The sequence below is a fragment of the Microbacterium sp. ARD31 genome (assembly GCF_031844425.1).
On the sequence record NZ_JAUZVE010000015.1, the window covers coordinates 75225 to 97071 of the forward strand.

At 67.6% G+C, this 21847-nt stretch carries 24 protein-coding genes; 14 read left to right on the forward strand and 10 right to left on the reverse strand.

Annotated elements, in window-relative coordinates; genetic code table 11:
* The first annotated feature begins 8 nt into the window (after positions 1-8).
* Complete coding sequence (locus Q9S36_RS27520) at positions 9-1550, forward strand: aldehyde dehydrogenase family protein (RefSeq protein ID WP_311288026.1); 1542 nt, start codon at positions 9-11, stop codon at positions 1548-1550.
* A gap of 23 nt (positions 1551-1573) precedes the next feature.
* Here the strand turns inward: Q9S36_RS27520 and Q9S36_RS27525 are convergent, their stop codons facing one another.
* Positions 1574-2308 (reverse strand): GntR family transcriptional regulator, encoded by a 735-nt coding sequence (locus Q9S36_RS27525; protein WP_311288027.1) that lies wholly within the window; start codon positions 2306-2308, stop codon positions 1574-1576.
* A gap of 106 nt (positions 2309-2414) precedes the next feature.
* Between Q9S36_RS27525 and Q9S36_RS27530 the strand changes: the two genes are divergently transcribed.
* Together Q9S36_RS27530 and Q9S36_RS27535 are read left to right on the forward strand one after the other, a co-directional pair.
* Positions 2415-3326 (forward strand): fumarylacetoacetate hydrolase family protein, encoded by a 912-nt coding sequence (locus tag Q9S36_RS27530; protein ID WP_311288028.1) that lies wholly within the window; start codon positions 2415-2417, stop codon positions 3324-3326.
* On the forward strand, positions 3323-4222 hold the full coding sequence (locus Q9S36_RS27535; protein ID WP_311288029.1) for an ABC transporter substrate-binding protein: 900 nt from the start codon (positions 3323-3325) through the stop codon (positions 4220-4222). The genes Q9S36_RS27530 and Q9S36_RS27535 overlap by 4 nt, the downstream gene beginning before the upstream one ends.
* Before the next feature lie 15 nt (positions 4223-4237).
* Here the strand turns inward: Q9S36_RS27535 and Q9S36_RS27540 are convergent, their stop codons facing one another.
* Positions 4238-4675, reverse strand: a complete 438-nt coding sequence (locus Q9S36_RS27540) for a RidA family protein (protein ID WP_311288030.1) — start codon at positions 4673-4675, stop codon at positions 4238-4240.
* Between the two features lie 83 nt (positions 4676-4758).
* Here Q9S36_RS27540 and Q9S36_RS27545 point away from each other — a divergent pair, with 83 nt between their 5' ends.
* The 4 genes from Q9S36_RS27545 to Q9S36_RS27560 are packed head-to-tail and all read left to right on the forward strand — an operon-like array spanning position 4759 to position 9434.
* Positions 4759-6432 (forward strand): bifunctional 3-(3-hydroxy-phenyl)propionate/3-hydroxycinnamic acid hydroxylase, encoded by a 1674-nt coding sequence (locus tag Q9S36_RS27545; protein ID WP_311288031.1) that lies wholly within the window; start codon positions 4759-4761, stop codon positions 6430-6432.
* A complete protein-coding gene (locus tag Q9S36_RS27550) occupies positions 6429-7427 on the forward strand; it encodes an amidohydrolase family protein (RefSeq protein ID WP_311288032.1) in 999 nt (332 codons plus the stop codon). The genes Q9S36_RS27545 and Q9S36_RS27550 overlap by 4 nt, the downstream gene beginning before the upstream one ends.
* Positions 7428-7443: 16 nt before the next feature.
* Positions 7444-8514, forward strand: coding sequence for a maleylacetate reductase (locus Q9S36_RS27555; RefSeq protein ID WP_311288033.1), 1071 nt, complete (start codon positions 7444-7446; stop codon positions 8512-8514).
* Positions 8514-9434 (forward strand): dioxygenase, encoded by a 921-nt coding sequence (locus tag Q9S36_RS27560; protein WP_311288034.1) that lies wholly within the window; start codon positions 8514-8516, stop codon positions 9432-9434. The genes Q9S36_RS27555 and Q9S36_RS27560 overlap by 1 nt, the downstream gene beginning before the upstream one ends.
* Before the next feature lie 15 nt (positions 9435-9449).
* On the opposite strand, the gene Q9S36_RS27565 is transcribed toward Q9S36_RS27560, so the two are convergent.
* Entirely contained in the window at positions 9450-10235 is a 786-nt protein-coding gene (locus Q9S36_RS27565) for an IclR family transcriptional regulator (RefSeq protein ID WP_311288035.1), read from the reverse strand.
* Between the two features lie 184 nt (positions 10236-10419).
* Here Q9S36_RS27565 and Q9S36_RS27570 point away from each other — a divergent pair, with 184 nt between their 5' ends.
* The 4 genes from Q9S36_RS27570 to Q9S36_RS27585 all read left to right on the forward strand — a co-directional run bounded on the left by Q9S36_RS27570 (position 10420) and on the right by Q9S36_RS27585 (position 13698).
* The gene (locus Q9S36_RS27570) at positions 10420-10740 is read left to right on the forward strand and encodes an antibiotic biosynthesis monooxygenase (protein ID WP_311288036.1); all 321 of its coding nucleotides are present in this window, start codon (positions 10420-10422) and stop codon (positions 10738-10740) included.
* Positions 10741-10827: 87 nt separating this feature from the next.
* On the forward strand, positions 10828-12180 hold the full coding sequence (locus Q9S36_RS27575; protein WP_311288037.1) for a nuclear transport factor 2 family protein: 1353 nt from the start codon (positions 10828-10830) through the stop codon (positions 12178-12180).
* Complete coding sequence (locus Q9S36_RS27580) at positions 12177-12899, forward strand: SDR family oxidoreductase (RefSeq protein ID WP_311288038.1); 723 nt, start codon at positions 12177-12179, stop codon at positions 12897-12899. Before Q9S36_RS27575 ends, Q9S36_RS27580 begins: the two co-directional genes overlap by 4 nt.
* Positions 12900-12939: 40 nt before the next feature.
* Positions 12940-13698 (forward strand): SDR family NAD(P)-dependent oxidoreductase, encoded by a 759-nt coding sequence (locus Q9S36_RS27585; protein ID WP_311288039.1) that lies wholly within the window; start codon positions 12940-12942, stop codon positions 13696-13698.
* Positions 13699-13734: 36 nt separating this feature from the next.
* Here the strand turns inward: Q9S36_RS27585 and Q9S36_RS27590 are convergent, their stop codons facing one another.
* Positions 13735-14340: a PadR family transcriptional regulator gene (locus Q9S36_RS27590; protein ID WP_311288040.1), complete on the reverse strand. Its 606-nt coding sequence runs from the start codon at positions 14338-14340 to the stop codon at positions 13735-13737.
* Positions 14341-14403: 63 nt separating this feature from the next.
* Between Q9S36_RS27590 and Q9S36_RS27595 the strand changes: the two genes are divergently transcribed.
* The 3 genes from Q9S36_RS27595 to Q9S36_RS27605 are packed head-to-tail and all read left to right on the forward strand — an operon-like array spanning position 14404 to position 16204.
* Positions 14404-15105, forward strand: coding sequence for a class II aldolase/adducin family protein (locus Q9S36_RS27595; RefSeq protein WP_311288041.1), 702 nt, complete (start codon positions 14404-14406; stop codon positions 15103-15105).
* Positions 15102-16007 carry a VOC family protein gene (locus Q9S36_RS27600; protein WP_311288042.1) on the forward strand — a complete coding sequence of 302 codons (906 nt, stop codon included), beginning with the start codon at positions 15102-15104 and terminating at the stop codon, positions 16005-16007. The genes Q9S36_RS27595 and Q9S36_RS27600 overlap by 4 nt, the downstream gene beginning before the upstream one ends.
* Positions 16007-16204, forward strand: coding sequence for a tautomerase family protein (locus Q9S36_RS27605; RefSeq protein WP_311288043.1), 198 nt, complete (start codon positions 16007-16009; stop codon positions 16202-16204). The genes Q9S36_RS27600 and Q9S36_RS27605 overlap by 1 nt, the downstream gene beginning before the upstream one ends.
* A gap of 55 nt (positions 16205-16259) precedes the next feature.
* Here Q9S36_RS27605 and Q9S36_RS27610 read toward each other — a convergent pair whose 3' ends face one another.
* The 6 genes from Q9S36_RS27610 to Q9S36_RS27635 all read right to left on the reverse strand — a co-directional run bounded on the left by Q9S36_RS27610 (position 16260) and on the right by Q9S36_RS27635 (position 21817).
* The gene (locus Q9S36_RS27610) at positions 16260-16721 is read right to left on the reverse strand and encodes an SRPBCC family protein (protein WP_311288044.1); all 462 of its coding nucleotides are present in this window, start codon (positions 16719-16721) and stop codon (positions 16260-16262) included.
* A 75-nt stretch (positions 16722-16796) separates the two neighbouring features.
* Entirely contained in the window at positions 16797-18296 is a 1500-nt protein-coding gene (locus Q9S36_RS27615; RefSeq protein ID WP_311288045.1) for an aldehyde dehydrogenase, read from the reverse strand.
* Positions 18293-19093: a fumarylacetoacetate hydrolase family protein gene (locus tag Q9S36_RS27620; protein WP_311288046.1), complete on the reverse strand. Its 801-nt coding sequence runs from the start codon at positions 19091-19093 to the stop codon at positions 18293-18295. The genes Q9S36_RS27615 and Q9S36_RS27620 overlap by 4 nt, the downstream gene beginning before the upstream one ends.
* Positions 19090-20127: a 4-hydroxy-2-oxovalerate aldolase gene (dmpG, locus tag Q9S36_RS27625; protein ID WP_311288047.1), complete on the reverse strand. Its 1038-nt coding sequence runs from the start codon at positions 20125-20127 to the stop codon at positions 19090-19092. Before dmpG ends, Q9S36_RS27620 begins: the two co-directional genes overlap by 4 nt.
* Positions 20124-21020, reverse strand: a complete 897-nt coding sequence (locus Q9S36_RS27630) for an acetaldehyde dehydrogenase (acetylating) (RefSeq protein ID WP_311288048.1) — start codon at positions 21018-21020, stop codon at positions 20124-20126. Before Q9S36_RS27630 ends, dmpG begins: the two co-directional genes overlap by 4 nt.
* On the reverse strand, positions 21017-21817 hold the full coding sequence (locus Q9S36_RS27635) for a fumarylacetoacetate hydrolase family protein (RefSeq protein ID WP_311288049.1): 801 nt from the start codon (positions 21815-21817) through the stop codon (positions 21017-21019). Before Q9S36_RS27635 ends, Q9S36_RS27630 begins: the two co-directional genes overlap by 4 nt.
* Between the last annotated feature and the right edge of the window lie 30 nt (positions 21818-21847).

The window sequence follows — 21847 nt, forward strand, 5'->3', positions numbered from 1 at the left end:
ACAGGGAAATGAGCGACAGCACAGAACGTGACGCCGGGCGTGTGCTCGCGGACATGGCGCCCTGGGGCACGTTCCGGTACGGCGCGTGGCACCCGAAGGACGACGCGGCGCCGTTCGAGGTGCACAACCCCGCGACCGGCGCCGTCCTGGCCACCGTGGGGTCCGGGACGGCGGCATCGGTCGACGCAGCCGTCGCAGACGCGCGCTCAGCGCTCGGGCCCTGGCGGGAGCTGAGTCCGCGCGTCCGGGGCGACCACCTGCGCCGTATCTCGGCGCTTCTCGCCGAGCACGCAGAGGAACTCGCCGTGATCGAGTCACTCGAGAACGGAAAACCGCGACGCGACGCCCTCCGGTTCGATGTGGGGTACGCGATCGCGACCTTCCACCTCTTCGCCGGGCTCGCCGAGACGCTCACGGGCGAGGTCATCGATCAGGGGTCGATCGAGGCGCACGTCCTCCCGGAACCGTATGGCGTCGTCGGCGCGATCCTCCCGTTCAATTGGCCGCCGATACACTTCGCCGCCAAGACCGCCCCGGCGATCGCTGCGGGCAACACCATCGTCCTCAAGCCAGGCGAGCAGGCGCCGCTCACCGTGCTGCGGATGGTGGAACTGGTCAACTCCGTGCTGCCGCCCGGCGTCGTCAACGCGGTCGCCGGAATGGAGGCCGGCATCGCGCTGGCCTCGCACCAGGATGTCGATCGGATCACTTTCACCGGCGCCCCCGACACCGGTCGCAAGGTGATGGCGAGCGCCGCGCGCAACCTCGTGCCCTCGACAATGGAGCTGGGCGGGAAGAATGCCCTCGTCGTCTTCCCCGACGCGGACATCGAGCTGACGGTGGCTGCTGCGGTGGAGGGCTCCTTCTTCAATCAGGGCGAGGCGTGCACGGCGACCAGCCGCATCCTGCTCCACCAGGACGTGTACGACGAGTTCGCCGCCAAGTTCGCCCGCGCGACCGAGCTGCTGAGGGTGGGAGATGGGCTCGACGAGGCGACGGACATCGGCCCGATGGTCGACGCCCGTCAGCGCGCGCGCGTCGAGGGCTATCTCGCGGTCGCCGCGGCCGAACGGGCCACGCTGATCGCCCAGGGCCGCACGCCGACGGACGAGCACCTCGCGGGCGGACATTGGGTCGCACCCACGCTGTTCGGCGACGTCACTGCGGACATGCGGATCGCGCAGGAGGAGATCTTCGGTCCCGTCGCCGTGCTCATGCGCTTCGCCACGGAAGACGAAGCCGTCGAGATCGCGAACGGCACCGCCTTCGGCCTGACTGCAGCGGTGTTCACCTCCGATGCGGCCCGCGGGCGGCGGGTCGCGCTCCGGCTCGAGGCGGGGATGGTCTTCGTGAACAACTACTTCCGCGCCTCGCTGCTGGGATCTCCGTTCGGCGGTGTCAAGGACAGTGGGTTCGGGCGCGAAGGCGCGGCTGAGACTCTTCGCGAGTTCACGAGGTCCAAGAACATCCGCTATGTGTCGGGCAGGACGGAGGTGCCGCAGTGGGTGGCGTCCTCCCGTATCCTCGCCGCGCTCCGGAGCGGCACGTGATTCGCGCAGAGGCGAGCGCCCGGTCAGGACCTCGCAGACCGGGCGGCCATCTGCAGCGCCTCCGCGATGGTGACGCCCGAGGCATCCGGAGACACGTCGCGAAGAACGGTGAGGCTGGTCGTGGCGAGATGGTGCGCCATCCTCATTCCTGCCAGGTCGCGATCGCCCGCCAGGAGCGCGTCGAGGATCCCCTCGTGGTCGGCCTGCGCGCCGGCGTAGGAGTTCGGGTGGAGCACCTGGTGAAGGCGCACGTACCGCTCGGTGCGCTCGGAGTAGGACCGGATGACGCGCGCGAGCGGCTCGTCCGCCCGCGCGACGCACAGCCGATGGAATCGGCGGTGTGCGTCCACCCAGGCGGGCTTGTCACCTTGGGCGAACGCCGACTTCATCGCCGCCAGCATCTCGCGCGCCTCGTCGGCCTCGCGCGCCGTGACACGCCCAGCGGTGATGCGCGCCCCGAGAGACTCGAGTGCGATGCGCACACCGTAGAGCTGGTCGAGCTCCCCCGGGTCGAGCTCTCGCACCCGAGCCCGCTGGTTGGTCTCGGCGTCGATCAAGCCCTCCTCGAGGAGCATCCGAAAGGCCTCTCGCATGGGTGTGCGGCTCACCCCGAACGCGCGCGCGAGCTCGGCCTGCTTCAGGATGGTCCCCGCCGGGAGCAGCTCGTCGATGATGAGGCGGCGCACGTGATCGCGAAGATCCAGGCTCACGCGACGCGGATCGTCGAACACCGGCAATGGCAGGATGTCAGCGCTCATGCGATCCTCTCGACTACTGCGGGCTCCATCGCCCGGAATTCACCCTAGTCTTGAACCACCCCAAGTGTAGACACTTGGACCACGACATATGCAGGAGGAAGATCCGATGACCGATCCCACATGGGCACTTGTGCAGTACACCACCGCAGGCGGCGCCGATGCGCGCGTCGGCGTCAGCGCAGCCGACGGCATCCACGCGGCGCCGCAGGGCTGGCCGGCGTCGATCGCGGCGCTCCTGGACGAATGGCGCGCGCTCGAGGACGAACTGCGCGCGCTCGACCCGTCGGCGCTTCCGCTCGTCGACGGCGCGACCCTGATCGCGCCGATCACCTATCCGCGCAAGGTCATCTGCGCCGGCGCGAACTACTACGACCACGCGGCCGAGATGGGCACCGCCGTGCCGGATCCGCACGCCACGCCGTTCTTCTTTCTCAAGCCTCCCACCACGACGATCGTGGGAAGCGGCGCAGAGATCGAGATGCCGCGCTCCACGTCGGCGGATGTCGACTGGGAGGCCGAGCTCGGCGTGGTCATCGCCGACCGCGTCAAGGAGATCTCGGCCGAGGAGGCACTCGACCACGTCGCGGGATACCTCAACGCGAACGACATCTCGGCTCGCGGTCTGTTCCCGCGCACGGACCCGGTCGCCGCTCCGTTCGCATTCGACTGGATCGGCCACAAGGGACTCGACGGATTCTGCCCGATCGGTCCGGGACTCGTGCCGCAGTGGCTGATCGAGGATGTGAACGATCTCGACATCACGCTGACCGTCAACGACGTGGTGAAGCAGCAGTCGAACACCAAGAACCTGGTCGCGAGCGTGGCCGCCCTCATCTCCGCCGCAAGCCAGCTCGTCACCCTCGAGCCGGGTGACATCATCCTCACGGGTACCCCTGCCGGTGTCGGGATGCCGCGCAAGGAGTTCCTCTCGGCGGGCGATGTCCTCACGGTGGAGATCGCGGGACTGGGGCGTCTGGTGAACACGATGGTCCCGGCGGCCACGAAGGCGCAGGAGTGATCGGTCTCGAGATGGGGGTGTTCGGGCTCACCGCCCCCTTCCTCGTGGCTTCCGCACGGGACCTGTTCGCAGCGCGAGGCCTCGATGTGACCTGGAGCCGCGTGACATCCTCCGACGAGCAGTTCCGCGACTTCGCGTCGGGCCGCTATCAGCTCCTCCAGACTGCGTTCGACAACGTCGCGAGCTACCACTCGAACGCGGGCAACGCGGTGGGCAGGCGACTCGACGTCCGCGCCCTTTTCGCACTCGATGCCGGGATGAATCTGACGCTGACCTCCGTACCGGGTGTCGAGGATGTCGCCGCGCTTCGCGGCCGCACCGTATCGGTCGACTCCCGCACGACCGGATTCGCGTTCGTGCTGTTCGGGCTGCTCGAGCGGGCGGGTCTGGGGGAAGATGACTACGAGGTCGCCAGCCATGGCGGGGTCGTCACTCGGATGCAAGCGCTGCTCGCCGGCGACGCGGAAGCGTCGTTGCTGAGCAACGGTTTCGAGGTGCTCGGTGCACAGCAGGGACTCGTGCCGCTCGCGACGTCGAAGGATCTCATCGACCCCTACCTCGGCTCGGTGCTCGCGCTCAGTGCCGGGTGGTATGCCGACAATCGCGGCGCGGCGCACGCGTTCCGCGACGCCTACGAGGAAGCGCTCGACTACACGCTGTCGGCCGGTAACAGGTCCGACGTCGTCGCCCTCATCTCGTCCGCGCGCGGGGTCACTCACGTGCAGGCGGAGGCGATCCTCGCTGCAGAGCTCGGCGAGCTCGGAGTCGCGCGCTCGACCGCGATCTCCCCCGAGGCGGCGCGCAACGTTCTGACGTTGCGCGCGCGCTTCGGCGGCTTCGAGACGGCGCACGACCCCGGGTCCCTGGAAGACCTCCGGATCGCGCTCCTCGCCTGACGCCGGCCGCCCGGCTCAGGGCACCCGGTCTGCCGGCACCGCGGCGGTGACCTCGACCTCGACGAGCATGTCGGGCATCGCGAGCGAGGCGACCTGGAGGAAGGTGTGAGGCGGAGGCGGCGCCCCCTCCAGCGCCTCGTGCTGGACCTCGTGGTAGACGTAGACGTTGGCCCGATCGAGGACATACGTGGTCATCCGCACGACGTCGTGAAACGTCGCGCCGTGGGCGGCCAGCAGGGCTTTGAGTTTGGCGTACGCGATCCGCGTCTGCTCGGCGAAGTCTCCGATGGCCTGAGTGTGCATCTCCGCGGGGGTCGCGACATCCGCCTCTGCCGCGATGCCGGAGATGTAGATGAACTTCGCCGGCCCCTGGACGGTGATGACGTCGGTGAAGAAGCCCTGACTCCACCCCTTGTTGTGGTTGTGACGCTGGATCTCGAAGGAATCGGTCATGATCCGCCTCTGCCTTTCCGTGTTCGCCTCGCGCACGGCATCGTGCGCGCGGAAAGCATGCCACCGGAATTCGCCGGTGGCACGTGTACGTTCCACCGGGTGGAACGCGTATCGTCCATTCGCAGTGGTGCAATCGGTTTGATATTGTGCAACCACGACCTTTATCGTCGAGGTCGCCGGAAAAGGTCACGAAGGAGTCGCCTATGCCCTCCGCAGACGTGATCGTCGTGGGGTACGGGCCCACGGGGATGACGCTCGCCGCACTACTGGGCCTTCAGGGCCGCCGCGTGGTCGTCCTCGAGCGATATGACGAGCTCTACAACCTTCCCCGTGCGGCGGCGTTCGACGACGAAACCATGCGCACCTTCCAGAAGCTGGGGATCGCCGAGAAGCTGCTGCCGGGCACGAACGTGCAGGCGGGATACGTCTGGACGAACGGCGGCGGCGAGGTTCTCCTCGACATCGAGTACGACAACCCCGGGCGCAACGGCTGGCCCGCGCAGTACATGATGTATCAGCCGCATCTCGAGTCCACCCTGGACGAACTCATCTCGTCCATGCCGTCGGTCGAGGTGATCCACGGCGCCGCGGTGACGGCGATCACGGAGGATGCCGAAGGGGTCATCGCGACGGCGCACCGAGCCGACGGATCGTCGTTCGAGGTCGCCTCACGATTCCTCGTCGGCGCCGACGGCGGGAACGGATTCGTCCGGACTCACCTCGGGTCGAGCTGGGATGACTACGGCTTCTCTGAGAACTGGCTCGTCTGCGATTTCGCCCTACGGCACGAGGTGCGGGGACTGCCGACGTTCCAACAGGTCTGCAATCCGCACGGCCCGATCGCCATCGTCAACATCGGGCCGGGGCACCATCGGTTCTCGTTCCGACTCGAGTCGGGTCAGACCCGCGAGGAGGTGACCGACCCGGCCTACGTCTGGTCGAAGGTCGCCGCGTTCCTCCGACGCGAGCAGGCTGACCTCATCCGCGTCGCCAACTACACGTTCTCGTCGCTCATCGTTGACAGGTGGCGCCGCGGGCGCATCGCGCTCGCCGGCGATGCCGCCCATCAGATGCCTCCGTTCCTCGCGCAGGGCATGGTGTCCGGCATCCGCGATGCGCGCAACCTGGCATGGAAGCTCGGCATGGTCCTCGACGGCGCGCCCGACGACCTGCTGGACACCTACCAGCCCGAGCGCGAGCCGCACGTGCGGTTCATCACGGAGCGCGCCGTCGAACTCGGACGGGTCCAGACGGAGCGCGACGTCGAAAGGGCAGCGGCCCGTGACGCGCGGATGATCGCCGCGCGACGAGCGAACGCAAAGCCCGACAAGCTGATCTATCCGGGCCTCACCGGAGGCATGATCGACAACCACGGCGCCCTGCTCCCGCAGGGCCTGGTCTCGACCGCGCGGGGCACAGCGCTCTTCGACGATCTGGCCGGTACCGGCTGGCTCATCGTCGCCTCGGAGCAGGCCGCGCTCGCCGCCGTGCATCCCGAAGCGCTCGATGCCTTCCATCGGCTGGGCGGCAACGAGGCGGTTTTCGCGATCACTTCGATGTTCGCACCGGCCGAGTACTCGGACACAGCGGGGTCGTTCACCCGCTTCTTCCGACAGACGGGAGCCATCGCCGCGCTGGTGCGGCCGGACAGCTACATCTACGGACTCGCGCACTCCCCGCAAGAGCTCGCCGACCTCGTCGAGAGCGCTCTGACGACCCTCGATATCGAAGACTGGAACGGAGTTCAGACACGATGAACGGCAAGATCGCGCTCGAAGAGCACTTCGCCATCCCGCAGACACTGCAGGACTCGGCCGGCTTCGTTCCGGACGACCACTGGAAGATCCTCGAAGCTCGTCTGCTCGACATCCACGAGCAGCGCCTGCGCCTGATGGATGAGCACGGCATCGAGGTGTGCGTGCTCTCGCTCAACGCCCCCGCCGTGCAGGCGATCCCCGATCGGGCGAAGGCGGTGGAACTCGCCCGCATCGCGAACGACGTGCTGGCCGAGGAGGTCGCGAGGCGCCCCGATCGGTTCCGGGCATTCGCCGCGCTTCCCCTGCAGGATCCGGATGCCGCGAGTGCCGAACTGCACCGCGCGGTGACCGACCTGGGCTTCGTGGGCGCGCTGGTGAACGGCTTCTCCCAGGACGAGCAGCAGGGCGATGGGCAGCTTCCTCTCTATTACGACCTCCCGCAATACCGCGGCTTCTGGGCCGAGGTGGAACGGCTCGACGTCCCCTTCTACCTTCATCCGCGCAACCCGCTCCCGCAGGACGCCCGAATCTATGAGGGCCACCCGTGGCTGCTCGGCCCCACGTGGGGTTTCGCGCAGGAGACCGCGGTGCATGCGCTGCGTCTGATCGCGAGCGGTCTGTTCGACGAGCATCCGGGCCTCGACATCGTCATCGGGCATATGGGCGAAGGCATCCCCGCGATGCTCTACCGCGTCGACCACCGCAACCGCTGGGTCGAAGCACCGCACCGCTACCCCGCGCGGCGGAAGTTCGTGGACTACTTCGCCGAGAACTTCTGGATCACCACCTCCGGCAACTTCCGCACGCAGAGTCTCATCGATGCCGTCCTGGAGCTCGGCTCCGACCGCATCCTGTTCGCCACCGACTGGCCCTTCGAGAACATCGATCATGCCGCCGTGTGGTTCGACAGCGCGGCGATCTCCGACGCTGATCGCCGCAAGATCGGTCGGACGAACTCCGTGAAGCTGTTCAAACTCGGCGACGGCCCCCGATGACCGGATCGAGCCCACGATGAGCATCATCTTCGATCACATCTCGCTGGGGCAGCGTGTGCTGTTCGGTACCGGGCTGGCAACCGATCACGCCGTCTCGGCCGTCGGCGACCTCGCCGCCGAGCGGGTGCTGCTCATCGCCGACGGCTCCGCCGCCGAGATCCGCAACGCCATCGCGGAGCGGATCGCGCCGGCGGCGACGATCGATGAGATCGTCCAGCACGTCCCTGTCGACAGGGCGCGCGCCGCCACCGACCTCGCCGTGAGCGCCCGCGCCGACGCGATCCTGACGATCGGCGGCGGATCGGCGACGGGTTTGGCGAAGGTGGTCGCACGCGACACGGGGCTTCCAATCATCGCGGTGCCCACGACGTTCGCGGGCTCCGAAGCCACCAACGTATGGGGGCAGACCGAGGGAGGGCGCAAGGTCACCGGTGTCGACGACGTGGTCCTTCCTCGCGTGATCGTCTACGACGCCGCGCTGTCGGCCTCGTTGCCGGGGGCGCTTGCGGCCGCAAGCGGGATGAACGCACTCGCGCACGCCGTCGACGGATTCTGGGCTCCCCGTGCCGATCCCATCAATCGCGCCGTCGGCACCGAGAGCATCGCCGCGCTCATCCCCGGGCTGCGGGCTCTGGCCCAAGACCCCGACGACCTCGACGCGCGGGAGCGCGCTCTGTACGGCGCCTACCTCGCGGCTGTGGCCTTCGCCTCGGCGGGAAGCGGCATGCACCACAAGATCTGTCACGTGCTCGGCGGCGCGTTCAACCTGTCGCATGCCGAGACGCACGCGATCGTGCTGCCGTATGTGGTGGCCTTCAACGAACCCGCGGCGCCGGATGCCGCACGCCGAGTGTCGGGAGCGCTGGGCGGCCTGCCGGCAGGGCTGGGCCTGTATCGCCTCCGGGTTGAACTCGGCATCGCCGGCTCCCTCGCAGAGCTCGGCCTCGCGGAGTCCGACATCCCCGAAGCCGCCCAGCAGGCTTTCGAGTCCGTGCCCACGACGAATCCCCGGCCCGTCCTGGTCGCCGACATCGAATCGATCATCCGCGCCGCGTGGGCAGGCGCACCCATCGAGGAGGACTCGTGATGTCGCATATCGTTCGCGAGCAGGCGGCGCGCGAGGACGCGCTGGTCGAACGCGTCCGTGCGTCTTTCGCCGCCACGCCCGACCCGCGGCTCAAGCACCTGCTGGAAGAACTGACGACGTCGCTGCACGACTACATACGCCGAGTCCGCCTGACGGAGAGCGAGTGGGCGCGGGTGATCGACTTCCTGACCCGCACCGGGCACATCACCACCGAGACGCGACAGGAGTTCGTGCTCCTCTCGGACGTCCTGGGCATCTCGATGCAGACGGTGATCGTGGGCAACCCGGCCGAGGGCGACGCGACGGAGCCGACCGTGTTCGGGCCGTTCTTCCTCAACGACTCCCCGCGCATCGACCTCGGTGGAGACCTTTCGGGCGGCGCCGCAGGGGAACCCGCCTGGGTCGAGGGAACCGTGACGGATACCCACGGCGTGCCCATACCGGGCGCGCGCATCGAGGTATGGGAGGCGGACGAGGAGGGTCTCTACGACGTCCAGCACGATGAGTATGCCGTCTACGGCCGGGCGCACATGTTCGCGGATGAGCGCGGTGCGTACCGGTTCTGGGGTCTCTTCCCCACGCCCTACCCGATTCCCGACGACGGACCCGTCGGCGATCTTCTGACAGCGACCGGTCGGAGCCCGTACCGCGCGGCGCACCTGCATTTCATGGTGACCGCACCGGGCTATCGAACGCTCGTCACGCACATCTTCGTACGGGGGGACGTGCTGCTCGAGAGCGACTCCGTGTTCGGCGTGCAGGACAGCCTGATCTACGACTGGATCCATCATTCCGCTGGCGCGCCGACGCCCGACGGACGGGATCTGGGCGGGGCACCGTGGGCGAGCACGAGGTTCGACATCGTGCTCGCGGTCGGCGAGGCGACCGACTACGCCGATCTGATGCGCCAGGAGCCCTGAGCGATGGGCCGCCGCTCAGCTGACCGGGTCGGAGGTGATCCACCCCAGGTCGGACGAGATGTGGGACGTCGTTGCCAGCAGTCGCCGCGTCACACGTGCGGTCTCGCGGTCGCTCAGCACCTGACCCGGCATCACGACCGAGATACAGACCGGCAGGTTGTCCGAAGCGGAGAACGCCGGGGCGCTCACGGATGAAACGCCGGGAATCACTCCCCCTGTCGTCACAGCGACGCCGTTCGCGCGCACCGCGCCGACCGCTGCCTCGATCTGCGCGTCCGATGGCGGCTGCATCGCGTCTGACCGTGCGCGCTCCAGCGCAGCCCTGGTCATCGTCGATGGGAGTGAGGCAAGGAACACCATCCCCGCCGACGACCCGAGTAACGGGAGCGTGGCCCCCACTCGGACCGTCAGGGGCAGCGCATAACGGCCGTACTCCCAGCGGGCGACGATCGGCCCTTCCGGCGACCAGACCGAGATGTTGACGGAGTGTCCGGTGGCATCGCGCAGCTCGACGGTGTGCTCCGATGCGACGGCGACTTCGTTGGTGCGGCGGAGAGCCTCGCTGCCGAGCCGACGCGCTGCGGGGCCGAGGTCGTACCGCCCCGACACGGGCGCGCGTGACGCGAGGCCCACTCTCACCAGGCTCACAAGATATCGGTGGACGGTGCTCGGCTGCGAGCCGGTCCGGGCTGCGATCTCGCCAGGAGTGAGGGGGATGCCGGCATCTTCGATGGCTTCGAGGACGCGCATCGCGACCTCCACGGACTGGATTCCCTGCCTCAGATCGGGCTCCTGCCCCATGGCGCCGTCCCTCCGCTCCGCGCTCGTCCGCGGTACCAGCCTAGGAGCGGTGGAGCCTCCGACTCGCACGCCGTGCAAGAGGACGATGTTTATGGTTCATACTGTTTCATAAATAGTGCAACAAGAGCCCAGGGAGCACAGGATGCCTGAAGCAACAATCCCCATTCACGTCGGCGCCGACGGAATGACGACGATGATCAACCCGTTCATCGTCGATGCGGCCGACCAGGCTGAGCTCGTCGCGATCGAGGTGACCGGCATCACTGAGATCGCGAGCGCGATGCCGGGATTCGTCCGCGGAAGCATCCACAGGAGCCTCGACGGCACGCGTGTCGTCAACTACATCCAGTGGGCGGACGGCGACTCCTGGGCGAATGCCCACTCGGCACTCACTCACGACGAGCGCTACCGCGCGCACATGGCGCGCGTGCAGCGGATCGCAACGGCGAATCCGCACGCGTATGAGGTTGTCGCGGTCATCGAAGGCCGCAGCCCGAAGTCGTAAGTCGCCACGAATACACCGCCTGACCAGGGCATGAGCGGAAAGAAAAGTATTTGGAACAATTTGTTCCAACAATGGTAATCTCACTCCATGACCCTCACCCACGGCGACGAAGCCGTCGCGATCACACAACTCTCCAATCCCCAGAAGCTCGTCGCTTTCCAACAGCTGTTCGTCGACGGAGCGGACGAAAGCGTCCCCGATCTGCTCTTGGATCCGGACTTCCGGGTCGATCGTGCGGGACTCGTCAGCGCGCTCGGGGCGCTCGCCGCGATCGGAGACATCGCTCCGATGCAGCTCCAGGCCGGCGAACTGAGCAAGATCGAGGGTCTCGTAGAGGGTGCTCGCGCGATGCGGGCCGCCTTCGGGGACTGGAGCCACCACGATCACGTCCTAATCGCCGACGGCGACATCGTGTCAGGCCACTGGACGGTGACCGCCCGCCACACGGGTGACTTCTTCGGTGTCCCCGCGACGGGACGCACCTTCAGCTTCACCGAAGCGGGCACGATCCGCTTCGAGGACGGCAAGATCAAGGAGTTCTGGTTCCTCTCCGACACGGCCGAGTTCCTCGCGGGGATCGGCTACTCCCTGGCTGGGCACAAGGGCGGTGACGCGGCGTCCTTCACCCCCCATCCGAACGTCGACCTGCTCCGTCGCCACTACGAGGCATTCACCGCCCGGGATCTGGATGCGATCGCCGCGCGGTACGCGCCAGACGTCGTCTGGCACGGCGACCACGCACAGCCCGGCGAGGCCCTCCGCGGGCGAGAGGCCGTGATGGACGTCATCCGTCTGCATCTGTCGCGCTCCGACGACAGCGCCCGTCACCAGGTGCAGAGCATCGTCGGCGATGGCCACTATGTGATGTCCCACCTCACCTACCGCGCTGCACGGCCCGACGGCCGCGTCATCTCGGGCAACGAGTCGCAGATCCACCGCATGAACGCGGACGGCACCATCGCCGAGGTGTGGACGTTCCTCGAAGACTCCGAGGGCTTCCGTGACTGGCAGCAGGACGAGGACGGAGACGTTCATCCGCTCATTGCGCAGATGAAGTCGGCTGTCGCGGCCGCCAGCGATGACCTCGACCTCAGCCTGCTGCGGGCGATGATGGCCGAGGATGCGGTGCTGCACGCCGACGGCACCAGCCCGCTCGGCGGAGACCACCACGGTCGCGACAACGTTCTGGGAAACTTCCCGAACCTGACCAGGATCGCCGGCGGCAGTCTGGCGCTCGAGATCACCGAGATCGTCGCGAACGAGCACTTTCTCGTGATGCTCAATCGCGCCACCGCCGAGCGCAACGGCCACGATCTGTCGCAGATGATCTGCGTCATCTGGCGCTTCGTCGATGGACGAGCTGTAGAGATGTGGGATCACTTCGCCGATGTGGGCGCGTGGGACGCGTTCTGGGCACTCCCGGGCGGAGACGCCCGATGAGCGCCGCGCTGGTTACGGGTGGCTCCCGCGGAATCGGACGGGCTGTGGTGAAGCGACTTGCCGAGAGTGGCTTCGACGTCGCCTTCACCTACCTGCAGGACTCGGCGGCGGCCGACGCCGCGGTCGCCGAGATCACCTCGGCGGGTCGCCGGGCGCTGCCGCTGCGAATCGATGCGCACGACCTCGACGCGATGACCGCGCTGGTGCCGCACGTCGCCGACCACCTCGGTTCGCTCGATGTCCTCGTCAACAACGTCGGCGTCGGGGAGGCGCGGCCGTTCGCCGCGATCGCACCACAGGAATTCGTCGACAACCTGACTCTCAACGTCGTCGTGCCGTTCGTGATGATGCAGGAAGCGGCCAAAGTGATGACACCGGGAGGTCGCATCGTCTTCATCTCGACGAGCCTCACCTCGATGCTTCTGCCGATGACCGCACTCGGAACTCCCGCCAAGCTCGCGACGGAGGCCCTCACCACGATCGCGGCCAAGGAGTTCGGCCCGCTGGGCATCACAGTCAACGCGATCGCGGCCGGCGCGACCGACACCGAGGGCTTCCGCGCGACCTCCGGCCACATGCGTGAAGCGATGGAGGGGATGTCGCCCTTCGGACGCCTCGGCCGGCCCGATGAGATCGCAGCGGCCGTCGCCTACCTGGTGAGCGAGGACGCCGAGTGGGTGAGCGGCCAGACCCTCCGCGTCAACGGCGCGCTCGTCTGAGCACGCCACACCGAGAATCAGCAGTTCAAAGGAGAACAGTATGACGAACGATCAAGGTGCGTTCACGGGCAGGACGGCCGTAGTGACCGGCGGCAGCTCAGGCATCGGCTTCGAGATCGCCCGACGTCTCGCCGAGCACGGAGCTCGAGTCGTGATCGGCGCGAGGGACGCCGAGCGCGGCCGGACCGCAGCCGCGAGCATAGGAGCCGACTACATCGCCGCCGATGTGAGTCGCGTCGCGGACTGTCGCAACCTGATCGCGCAGACGATCGAGAGCCACGGCCGGGTCGACATCCTCGTCAATGTGGCGGGAGTGTTCGACATCGGCCCGTCCGAGGACTACTCGGAGGACCGCTGGGATGCCGTCCTGTCCACCAAGCTGAAGGGCGCCTTCTACACGACCACCGCGGCGATTCCCTCGATGCGCGAAGCGGGGTGGGGACGAGTGATCACCGTGTCTGCGAACACCAAGCCCTATCCGGCCGCCGCCGCCTACCGTGCGGCGAACTTCGGAATCGAGGCTCTGACCACCTCGTGGGCGCTGGAGTACGCGCAGTCCCGGATCACGTTCAACGAGATCCGCCCAGGGGTCATTGAGACGCCCGCGACAGCCGGGATCACGGGTAACCCGATGGCACTCGCCTTCACACTCGCGACCATCCCCTCGGCACGAGTCGGCACCGTCGACGAGGTCGCTGCCGCCGCGCTCTACCTCGCCAGTGACGAAGCGGGCTATGTCCAGGGCTCCTCGATCGTGGTCGATGGGGGCCTGCGCCTGGGGTGGACCGCCGCGGGATAGCGATGGATCGAGGTGGCCGGATCCCTCCGTCGCGGTTCAGGATGCGCGGGATCCGGCCACATCGGACACCGCGGCCGGCTCGAGAATCGCGATGGTCTCACGGCACCATTCGATGCGACGGCGTGCGGAGTCGATCAAGTACGTGAAGACGTGCGCCTTGAGTGCTGCGATCCGCTCATGGTCCTCGGGGGGACGGTGGCCGAGCCGCTCGCGCAGCAGCGGGGTATCCCTGGCGAGAAGGCGCGCGCGGTGCGCGGCCCATTGCCCGGCGCGCTTCTCGAGCTCCTCGATGTGTCCTTCGAGCACTGCGCGAGCGTCGCCCGGGTTAGAGAGGTCGAAGAAGAGCGCCTTGAGCAGCAGGGCGTCGCGCACTCCTGGCTCGGAGTGCGGTTCCCCCAGCCAGCGCTGGAGCTCGACGAGTCCGTCCTCTGTCAGCGAGAAGGTGCGCCGAGCCCGTTCCCCGCGCACCTGATCCTCGCCGGCGATCCACTTCTCTCCCTCGAGCTTCTTCAGGAGGGGATAGATCTGACTTTGCGGTGCCGACCAGACCCACCGCGCCGTGGTGTCGAAGAAGCGCACGAGGTCATAGCCGCTCATCGGCCGCGCTTCCAGGACGCCGAGAATGGCGTGAGTCAGAGACATGTGGCCATCCTAGACCGACGGTTCATCATTGACATTTCTATTCATACCGGTACCGTTAGACCTATGGCAGAGAAGCCCAGCGCCGATGCGGACGCACGCACAGAGCTCGTCCGCGCCGCGCGCGTGGTCGCAGGGGCGGGGCTGTCGGATGCGTTCGGCCATGTCTCGGTGCGGCGGGGAAGCTCGCTGCTGATCACGGCGCCGATCCCCCTCGCCTTCCAGACTCCCGCCGACGTGGTCACGCTGTCGCTCGACGCCGACGATCTCCCTGCCGGCGTGCCGAAGGAAGCATGGATCCATATCGCGATCGCGCGCGCCGACTCTCACGTGGGTGCGATCTGCCGCGCCCAGCCGCGCAACGTCGCCCGTGCCACCACCGCGGGGCGCAGCATCCGACCTCTCGACGGGCAGGGTGCGCTGCTCGGCCCGACCGTCGCGACGTACGACGATTCGCGCCTCGTGCGCGATGCCGCGGCCGCTGAGACGGTCGCCCATCTGATGGGCGATGCCCCCGCAATCGTGCTGCGCGGCAACGGGGCAGTGACCCGTGGCCACGACCTGGGGGCGGCTGTCGCACGCATGTGGCTGCTGGATCGCAGCGCCGACCTGTCGCTCCATGCACCAACCTCGGCAGCCCCCCTTGCAGAGGGTGAGCAGGACTGGTGGCGTGAGCGTGATGCCGAGCTGCTCCCGCGCATCTACGACTTCCTCGTGCGCTCGCACGGGGATCGACCGGAAAATGATCAGAAAGGGGATCAACGATGATCGAGCTTGTGGACATCGCCTACGTCCGCTCCGGCACTGCGAACGCCGCCGAGGCAGTGGGATTCGCGACGAACATCGTCGGCATGGAGTACCAGGGCGTCGAGGACGGCGTCCACTATCTGCGCGCCGACCACCGCCACCACTGCCTCGCCTTCGTGGAGGGCGAGGCCGGGGTGCTGTCTTCGGGACTCACCGTGCTCGACAGCGCCGCGCTCAACCAGGCCGAGATCGAGCTGAACCTCGCCGGCGTCCAGACGGTCCGCGGCACCGCCGAGGAGGCGTACTCACGGCGGGTGCGCGAGTTCATCAGCTTCGACGACCCCTGGGGCAACCGCTTCGACCTCGCGGTCGACCAGCACACCGACGCGAATCCGCCGCAGTTCACCCGTCGAGCGGGCATCACCGAGTTCGGACACCTGTGCGTGGACGCGCCGGATGTGCGCGCCGCCTACGAGTGGTGGAGCACCCTCTTCAACATCAAGATCAGCGACTGGATCGGCGACAAGGCCGCACTGATGCGCTTCGACCCCGTCCACCACAAGATGGCCGTCTTCCAGGGCGCCGAACCCGGGCTGTGCCACATCAACTTCCAGGTGGAGAGCATCGACGACGTCATGCGCAGCTGGAACTTCCTGCTCGAGCAGGGCGTCGAGATCGAGCAGGGCCCCGGGCGTCACCCGCAGTCCACCGCGATCTTCCTCTACTTCAAGGGACCGGAGGGACTCACCTACGAGTACTCGTACGGTGTGCGCCGCATCGAGGACGACAACTGGGTGCCCCGCTACTTCGACCCGGACCACCCGAAGTCGATCGACATGTGGGGCGGGCCGACCCAGCGCGCACAGACCCAGTACCAGATCCGCCGGCCGCTGAACCCCGCCACGGCGCGACAGGAGGCATGATGCCGCTCGTCCAGATCTCGATCGCCGAGGGCCGCAGCGACGCGGAGATCCGATCCCTCATGGCCGAGGTCCACGAAGCCGTCGTCCGTGCGATCGACGCTCCTCCCGCGAGCGTGCGCGTGCTGATCAATCAGGTTCCGACCACGCAATGGCTGTCCGGCGGCGAGACCCTCGCCGAGAAGGCCGCGGCCCGCTGACACGCGTGAAGAGGATGCCGTGTCTCACCGGACGACGGCATCCTCTTCTCACGTTCTAGGACTCGGCGCCCTCGGCGACCTTGCGCATGGCGTCAAGCGTCGACGCGACGGCCCTCAGGTAGTCAGCCGTCATCCCGTCCGCGTACTCCTTCTCCTCCGAAGATCCCGGCTCGACGCCGGTGACCACGAGGGCGAAGCTGAACCGGAGGTGCAGATCGTCGTCGTCCCCTTCGATCTCATTCGCGATGGTTCCGAGCACGGGGCCGGCGATGCGCGTGAAGACCACGCGCTGGGGCTCCTGCAATGTGATGCGCTCGGTGTGCGGCTGACCACGCAGAACGATGTCGCGGTCGAAGACCGTGTCGCTCAGCCGGGCCGTGACGACGCACTCCGTCATCGACGGAACGAAAGGCAGGGCGTTGTTCGCCTTGAGGACGAGGCCGTCCCATACGTCTGAGCGGCTGAGCACGGGGCCGTCTGCGCTGTTGACGGGAAGTGAGTGCGTAACGAAGATCACGATTCCTCCTTGGATGGTATGTGTTTCGGCGGGGTGTGGCGACGGAGGCGGTGGGTCGCGGGATCTGCTCCCGGCTCAGTGAGCCGGCGGGACCATCTGCATGACGACGGCCTTGGGCTCTGTGAAGAACTCCCGGCTGAAGTTGCCGCCTTCGCGTCCCACGCCGGATGCCTTCGCCCCACCGAAGGGAGCACGCAGATCGCGGATGAAGAAGCAGTTCACCCACACCGTGCCCACCACGAGCGCGCCGGCCACACGGTGCGCGCGCGTGAGGTTCTCGGTGAACAGCATCGCGTTGAGGCCGTACGGGCTGTCGTTGACCTCCCCGATCACGTCGTCTTCGGAGTCGAAGGGAGTGATGGTCACGATCGGACCGAAGATCTCCTCGCGCTGGTGGGCGGAGTCGCGGTCCGGCTCGACGATGATCGTCGGGGTCACGAACCAGCCGTCACGCAGTTCGCCGCTGAGCCGGGTACCGTGGGAGTCGGCGATCGTGTCGAAGTAGCCGCGAACCTTCGTGTAATGCACCCCGCTGGAGAGCGGCCCGATCTGGGTCGCCGGATCCTTGGGGTCACCGACGACCATCGCCTCCGCCGCAGCGGTGAAGCGCGCCACGAACTCCTCGACGAGCGGCCGCTCGACGTAGATCCGGCTGCCGGCGAGACACACCTGGCCGGTATTGGTGAAGATCGCGCGGATAGACCAATCGATGGCGTTGTCGAGATCGGCATCGGCGAACACGACGTTGGCTCCCTTGCCGCCGAGTTCGAGGCTGACGGGCACGAGGTTGTAGGAGGCTGCCCGCGCGATGATGCGCCCGGTGCCCGACTCGCCCGTGAACGTGATCCGATCCACGTCGGGGTTCGAAGTGAGCGCCTCTCCGACCGAGTCGGGTCCATAGCCGTGCACCACGTTGAAGACTCCGGGCGGGATGCCGGCTTCCAGAGCAAGGCGCGCCATGATCGTGGCGGACACCGGCGAGTCCTCGGCCGGCTTGAGCACGACGGTGTTGCCCCACGCGAGTGCGGGCGCCACTTTCCAGCTCTCCAGCATCATCGGGAAGTTCCAGGGAGCGATCGCGACGACGACGCCCGCAGGGTCGAATCTCGTGTACGTGTGGTGTCCCGAATCCATCGGCAGGACCTCGGCGGGCGTGAGCGCGGCGTGATCGGCGAAGAAGCGGAAGTTGAGCGCCGTTCGCGGCACATCGTTTCCGCGGCTCTGGGTGATCGGCTTGCCCATGTCTCGCGTGTCGGCCATGGCGAGCTCGTCGCCGTGCTCCTCGATGAGGTCGGCGAAGCGATGGATGATCTTGCGCCGGGCACCTGCGCTCATTCGCGGCCACGGCCCTTCGTCGAAGGCGCGACGGGCCGCGGCTACCGCGAGTCCGGCCTCCACACTCGTGCCCAGTGCGATCTGCGCCCAGGGCTGACGGGTGTACGGATCGATGCTGGGGAAGACCCTGCCGCTCTCGGACTGAACCTCTTCGCCGTCGATGATGTGGCCGATGAGGGGCAGCGAGTCGTCCGTGGACGTCGTACCCGCCGGGATGTTCGCGGTCGTGGGGGTGGTCATGATGCACCTTCTCCGATTGGCAGCGTGATGGAGCCGAGATGAGTGAAGCGGACGAGGATCTCATCGCCCGGCGCAACGGCGACGGCATCCGTCATGCCGCCGGTCAGCACGATGGATCCGGCCTCGATCGCCCCGCCGCGCGAGGCGAGATCGTTGGCGGCGAGGGCGAGCGCCTCGGCGGGGTGCCCCTGGACCGCGGCGCCGGTGGCGGAATCGACGACCTCGCCGTTGAGGGCGAGAACGGCCGCTTCGAGCCACAGATCCAACGTCGAGGGGTCGACGCCGTAAGGGCTGACGACGAACCGCGCGCTGGAGGCATTGTCGGCCACGACGTCGGGCAGCGCGAACGAGAAGTCAGCGAAGCGACTGTCGATGACCTCGAGTCCGGCGTGGACGCTCGCCACGGCCGCGAGCGCCGTCGCCGCGGTCACCCCCGGGCCTTCGAGACGCTCACGCATCACGAAGGCGATCTCGGGCTCGACGCGAGGGTGGATGAGCTCCGACGCGAGGAGCGGTTCGCCGTTGGGGATCACCATCGCGTCCGTCAGGACCGCGGTCAGTGGGGAATCGATCCCCATCCGGATCTGCTTGGCTCGTGAGGTCAGACCGAGCTTCACGCCGATGACCGTCTCGCCCGCGGCGACCTTTCGAGCGAGGAGTTCGTGCTGCACGCGGTACGCGCTGTCGATGTCGAGTCCGGGGAAGCTCTCAGTTACTCGCCCGCCGTCGCGACGCTCCGTCTCCCGGTCCAGAAGCTCCTGCGCGACCTGATCGATGGCCTCAGCGTCGAGAGTCATCGTGCGGCCGCCAGTTCGATCGCGACGTCGATGATCATGTCCTCCTGGCCGCCGACGTAGCCGGCTTCGCCGACGCGCCGCAGGATCTGGTACGCCGGCACGCCATAGCGATCAGCGGCCCGCTCCGCGTGGAGCAGGAAGGAGTTGTACACCCCGTACCTGCCTTGCACGATCGAAGCGCGGTCTGCCACCGGCATCCGCGAGATCAGGGGTCGCAGCACTTCTTCCGCCGCCGCGAGCATCAACTCCTCGTCGATTCCGGTGGGCACGCCGAGTCCGCTGAAGACGGCCGTCAGCACCTCGCTCGGGGAGTTGCCTGCACCCGCGCCGAGTGCGCACAGAGTGCCGTCGATCTGACGAGCACCCGCCTCGTAGGCGGCGATCGAGTTGGCGATGCCCAGCGACAGGTTCTGGTGGCCGTGGAATCCGACCTGCGCGTCGTCGCCGAGCTCCTGTACGAGCGCGGCGACGCGGGGGGCGGCGGTGTGGGGCATGAGCGCGCCGGCAGAGTCGACGACGTAGACGCACTGGCAGCCGGCATCGGCCATGATCCGGGCCTGCGCGGCGAGCTCGGCCGGCTCGATCCGATGCGAGAGCATCAGGAAGCCGACGGTCTCCATGCCGAGTGCGCGCGCCGCCTGGAAATGCTGGATCGAGACGTCGGCCTCGGTGCAGTGAGTCGCCACCCGCGCCACCCGGGCTCCGGCGTCGTGGGCTTCGCGAAGGTCCGCCACCGTGCCGAGGCCGGGGAGCATCAGCACGGCGATGCGAGCACGCTCGACCTCCTCGGCGGCGGCCGCGACGAGGTCGATGTCTCGCACGAGGCTGAACCCGTAGTTGAACGACGAGCCGCTCAGTCCGTCGCCGTGGGTGACTTCGATCACCTGTACGCCGGCGCGGTCGAGGGCGCCGGCGACCTCGCGCACCTGCTGCTCGGTGAAACGATGCCGGACGGCGTGACTGCCGTCGCGCAGCGTCGTGTCGGTGATGCGCACCGAGGGGAGCGTCTGAGCCCCGGAATAGTCGAACGTCATGCCATCACCTTTCCCGACGTGGCGAGCAGTTCTCCGACCCGCATGGCCGCCGCGGTCATGATGTCGAGGTTGCCGGCCCACGGTGGCAGGTAGTCGCCGTTCCCGGTGACCTCGAGGAAGACAGCGACGCGACCCATTCCGTTCCACAACTCGTTGGGCTCGTCGAACTGGGGTTCGCTGCGCAGCCGGTATCCCGGTACGTACTTCTGGACCTCAGCGACGCGTGCATGGATGGATGCGGCGATCGCACCCTGGTCGGCCCCGGGCTCGAGCGAGCAGAACACCGTGTCGCGCATGATCATGTCGGGCTTGACCGGGTTGAGGATGATGATCGCCTTGCCGCGCTCGGCACCGCCGACCTGCTCGATCGCGTGGGACGTGGTCTCGGTGAACTCGTCGATGTTCGCGCGGGTACCGGGTCCTGCAGAACGGGAGGAGATGGATGCCACGATCTCGGCGTAGGGCACGCGCGCGACGCTCGATACCGCATGCACGATCGGAATGGTCGCCTGCCCGCCGCACGTGATCATGTTGAGGTTCGGCGCACCGATGTGCTCGTCGAGGTTCACGGCGGGGCACACGAACGGCCCGACCGCGGCAGGGGTCAGGTCGATCGCCACGATGCCCGCCTCGGCGTAGCGCGCGGCGTTCGCCGCGTGCGCGCCCGCGCTCGTCGCCTCGAACACGAAGTCGGGGAGGTCAGGCTGGTCGAGAAGCCAGTCGACGCCGCCCGCGCTTGTTCGCACGCCGAGACCCGCCGCGCGAGCGAGCCCGTCAGACGCGGGATCGATCCCTACGAACGAATGCACGTCGAGGACCTCGCTGCGAAGGAGCTTGATGAGCAGGTCGGTGCCGATGTTGCCCGAACCGACGATGGCGGCGCTGCGGGTCATGAGGTCTCCTTGTCCGAGGCGAAGCGGGCGCTGACGGTACCCAGGCGGGCGAACGTCGCAGTGATCCGGTCACCGGGCGCGACGGGCACGGCGCCCGACATCGACCCGGCCATGATGATCGAACCCGACGGAAGCGACCGCCCGAGCGTGCCCAGCTGGTTGGCGAGCCAGAGCAGACCGTTGACCGGGTGGCCGAGGACTGCGCCCCCCGCGCCGGTGGAGACCACCGTGCCGTTCTTGGTCACCACGGAGCCGAGGAGACTGAGGTCGACTTCGTCGAGCCGAATGGAGCGGGTCCCGAGGATGAGCGCGCCTGAGGAGGCGTTATCGGCGATGGTGTCGGCGAGGCCGATCTTCCAGTCCGCGATGCGGGAGTCGATCACCTCGATCGATGCGACGGCATAGTCGATCGCCGCGATGGCATCTACGACGGTGAGGCCCGGCCCGGTCAGGTCGCGCTTCAACACGAACGAGATCTCCGGTTCGATGCGCGGCGAGATGAACCGATCGATGTCGATCGGCTGCACGGGATCGAGGAGCATGTCGTCGAAGAGGTGGCCGAAGTCGGGAGAATCGACCTTGAGCATGCGCTGCATGGCCTTGCTGGTCAGACCGACCTTGAATCCGATCACGCGACGACCCTGAGCGATCCAACTGTCGACCTGATGCAGCTGAACGCGGTAGGCGTCCTCGACCGTCAGGTCCGGGTGCTGCGCGGTGAGGGCCGGGATCGGCGTGCGGGTCCGTCCGGATTCGAGCAGCGAATCCCCCAGCGTGGCGTACAGCGTCTGTTCCACATCGACTCCATCGTGATCTTCTCGGCCTAC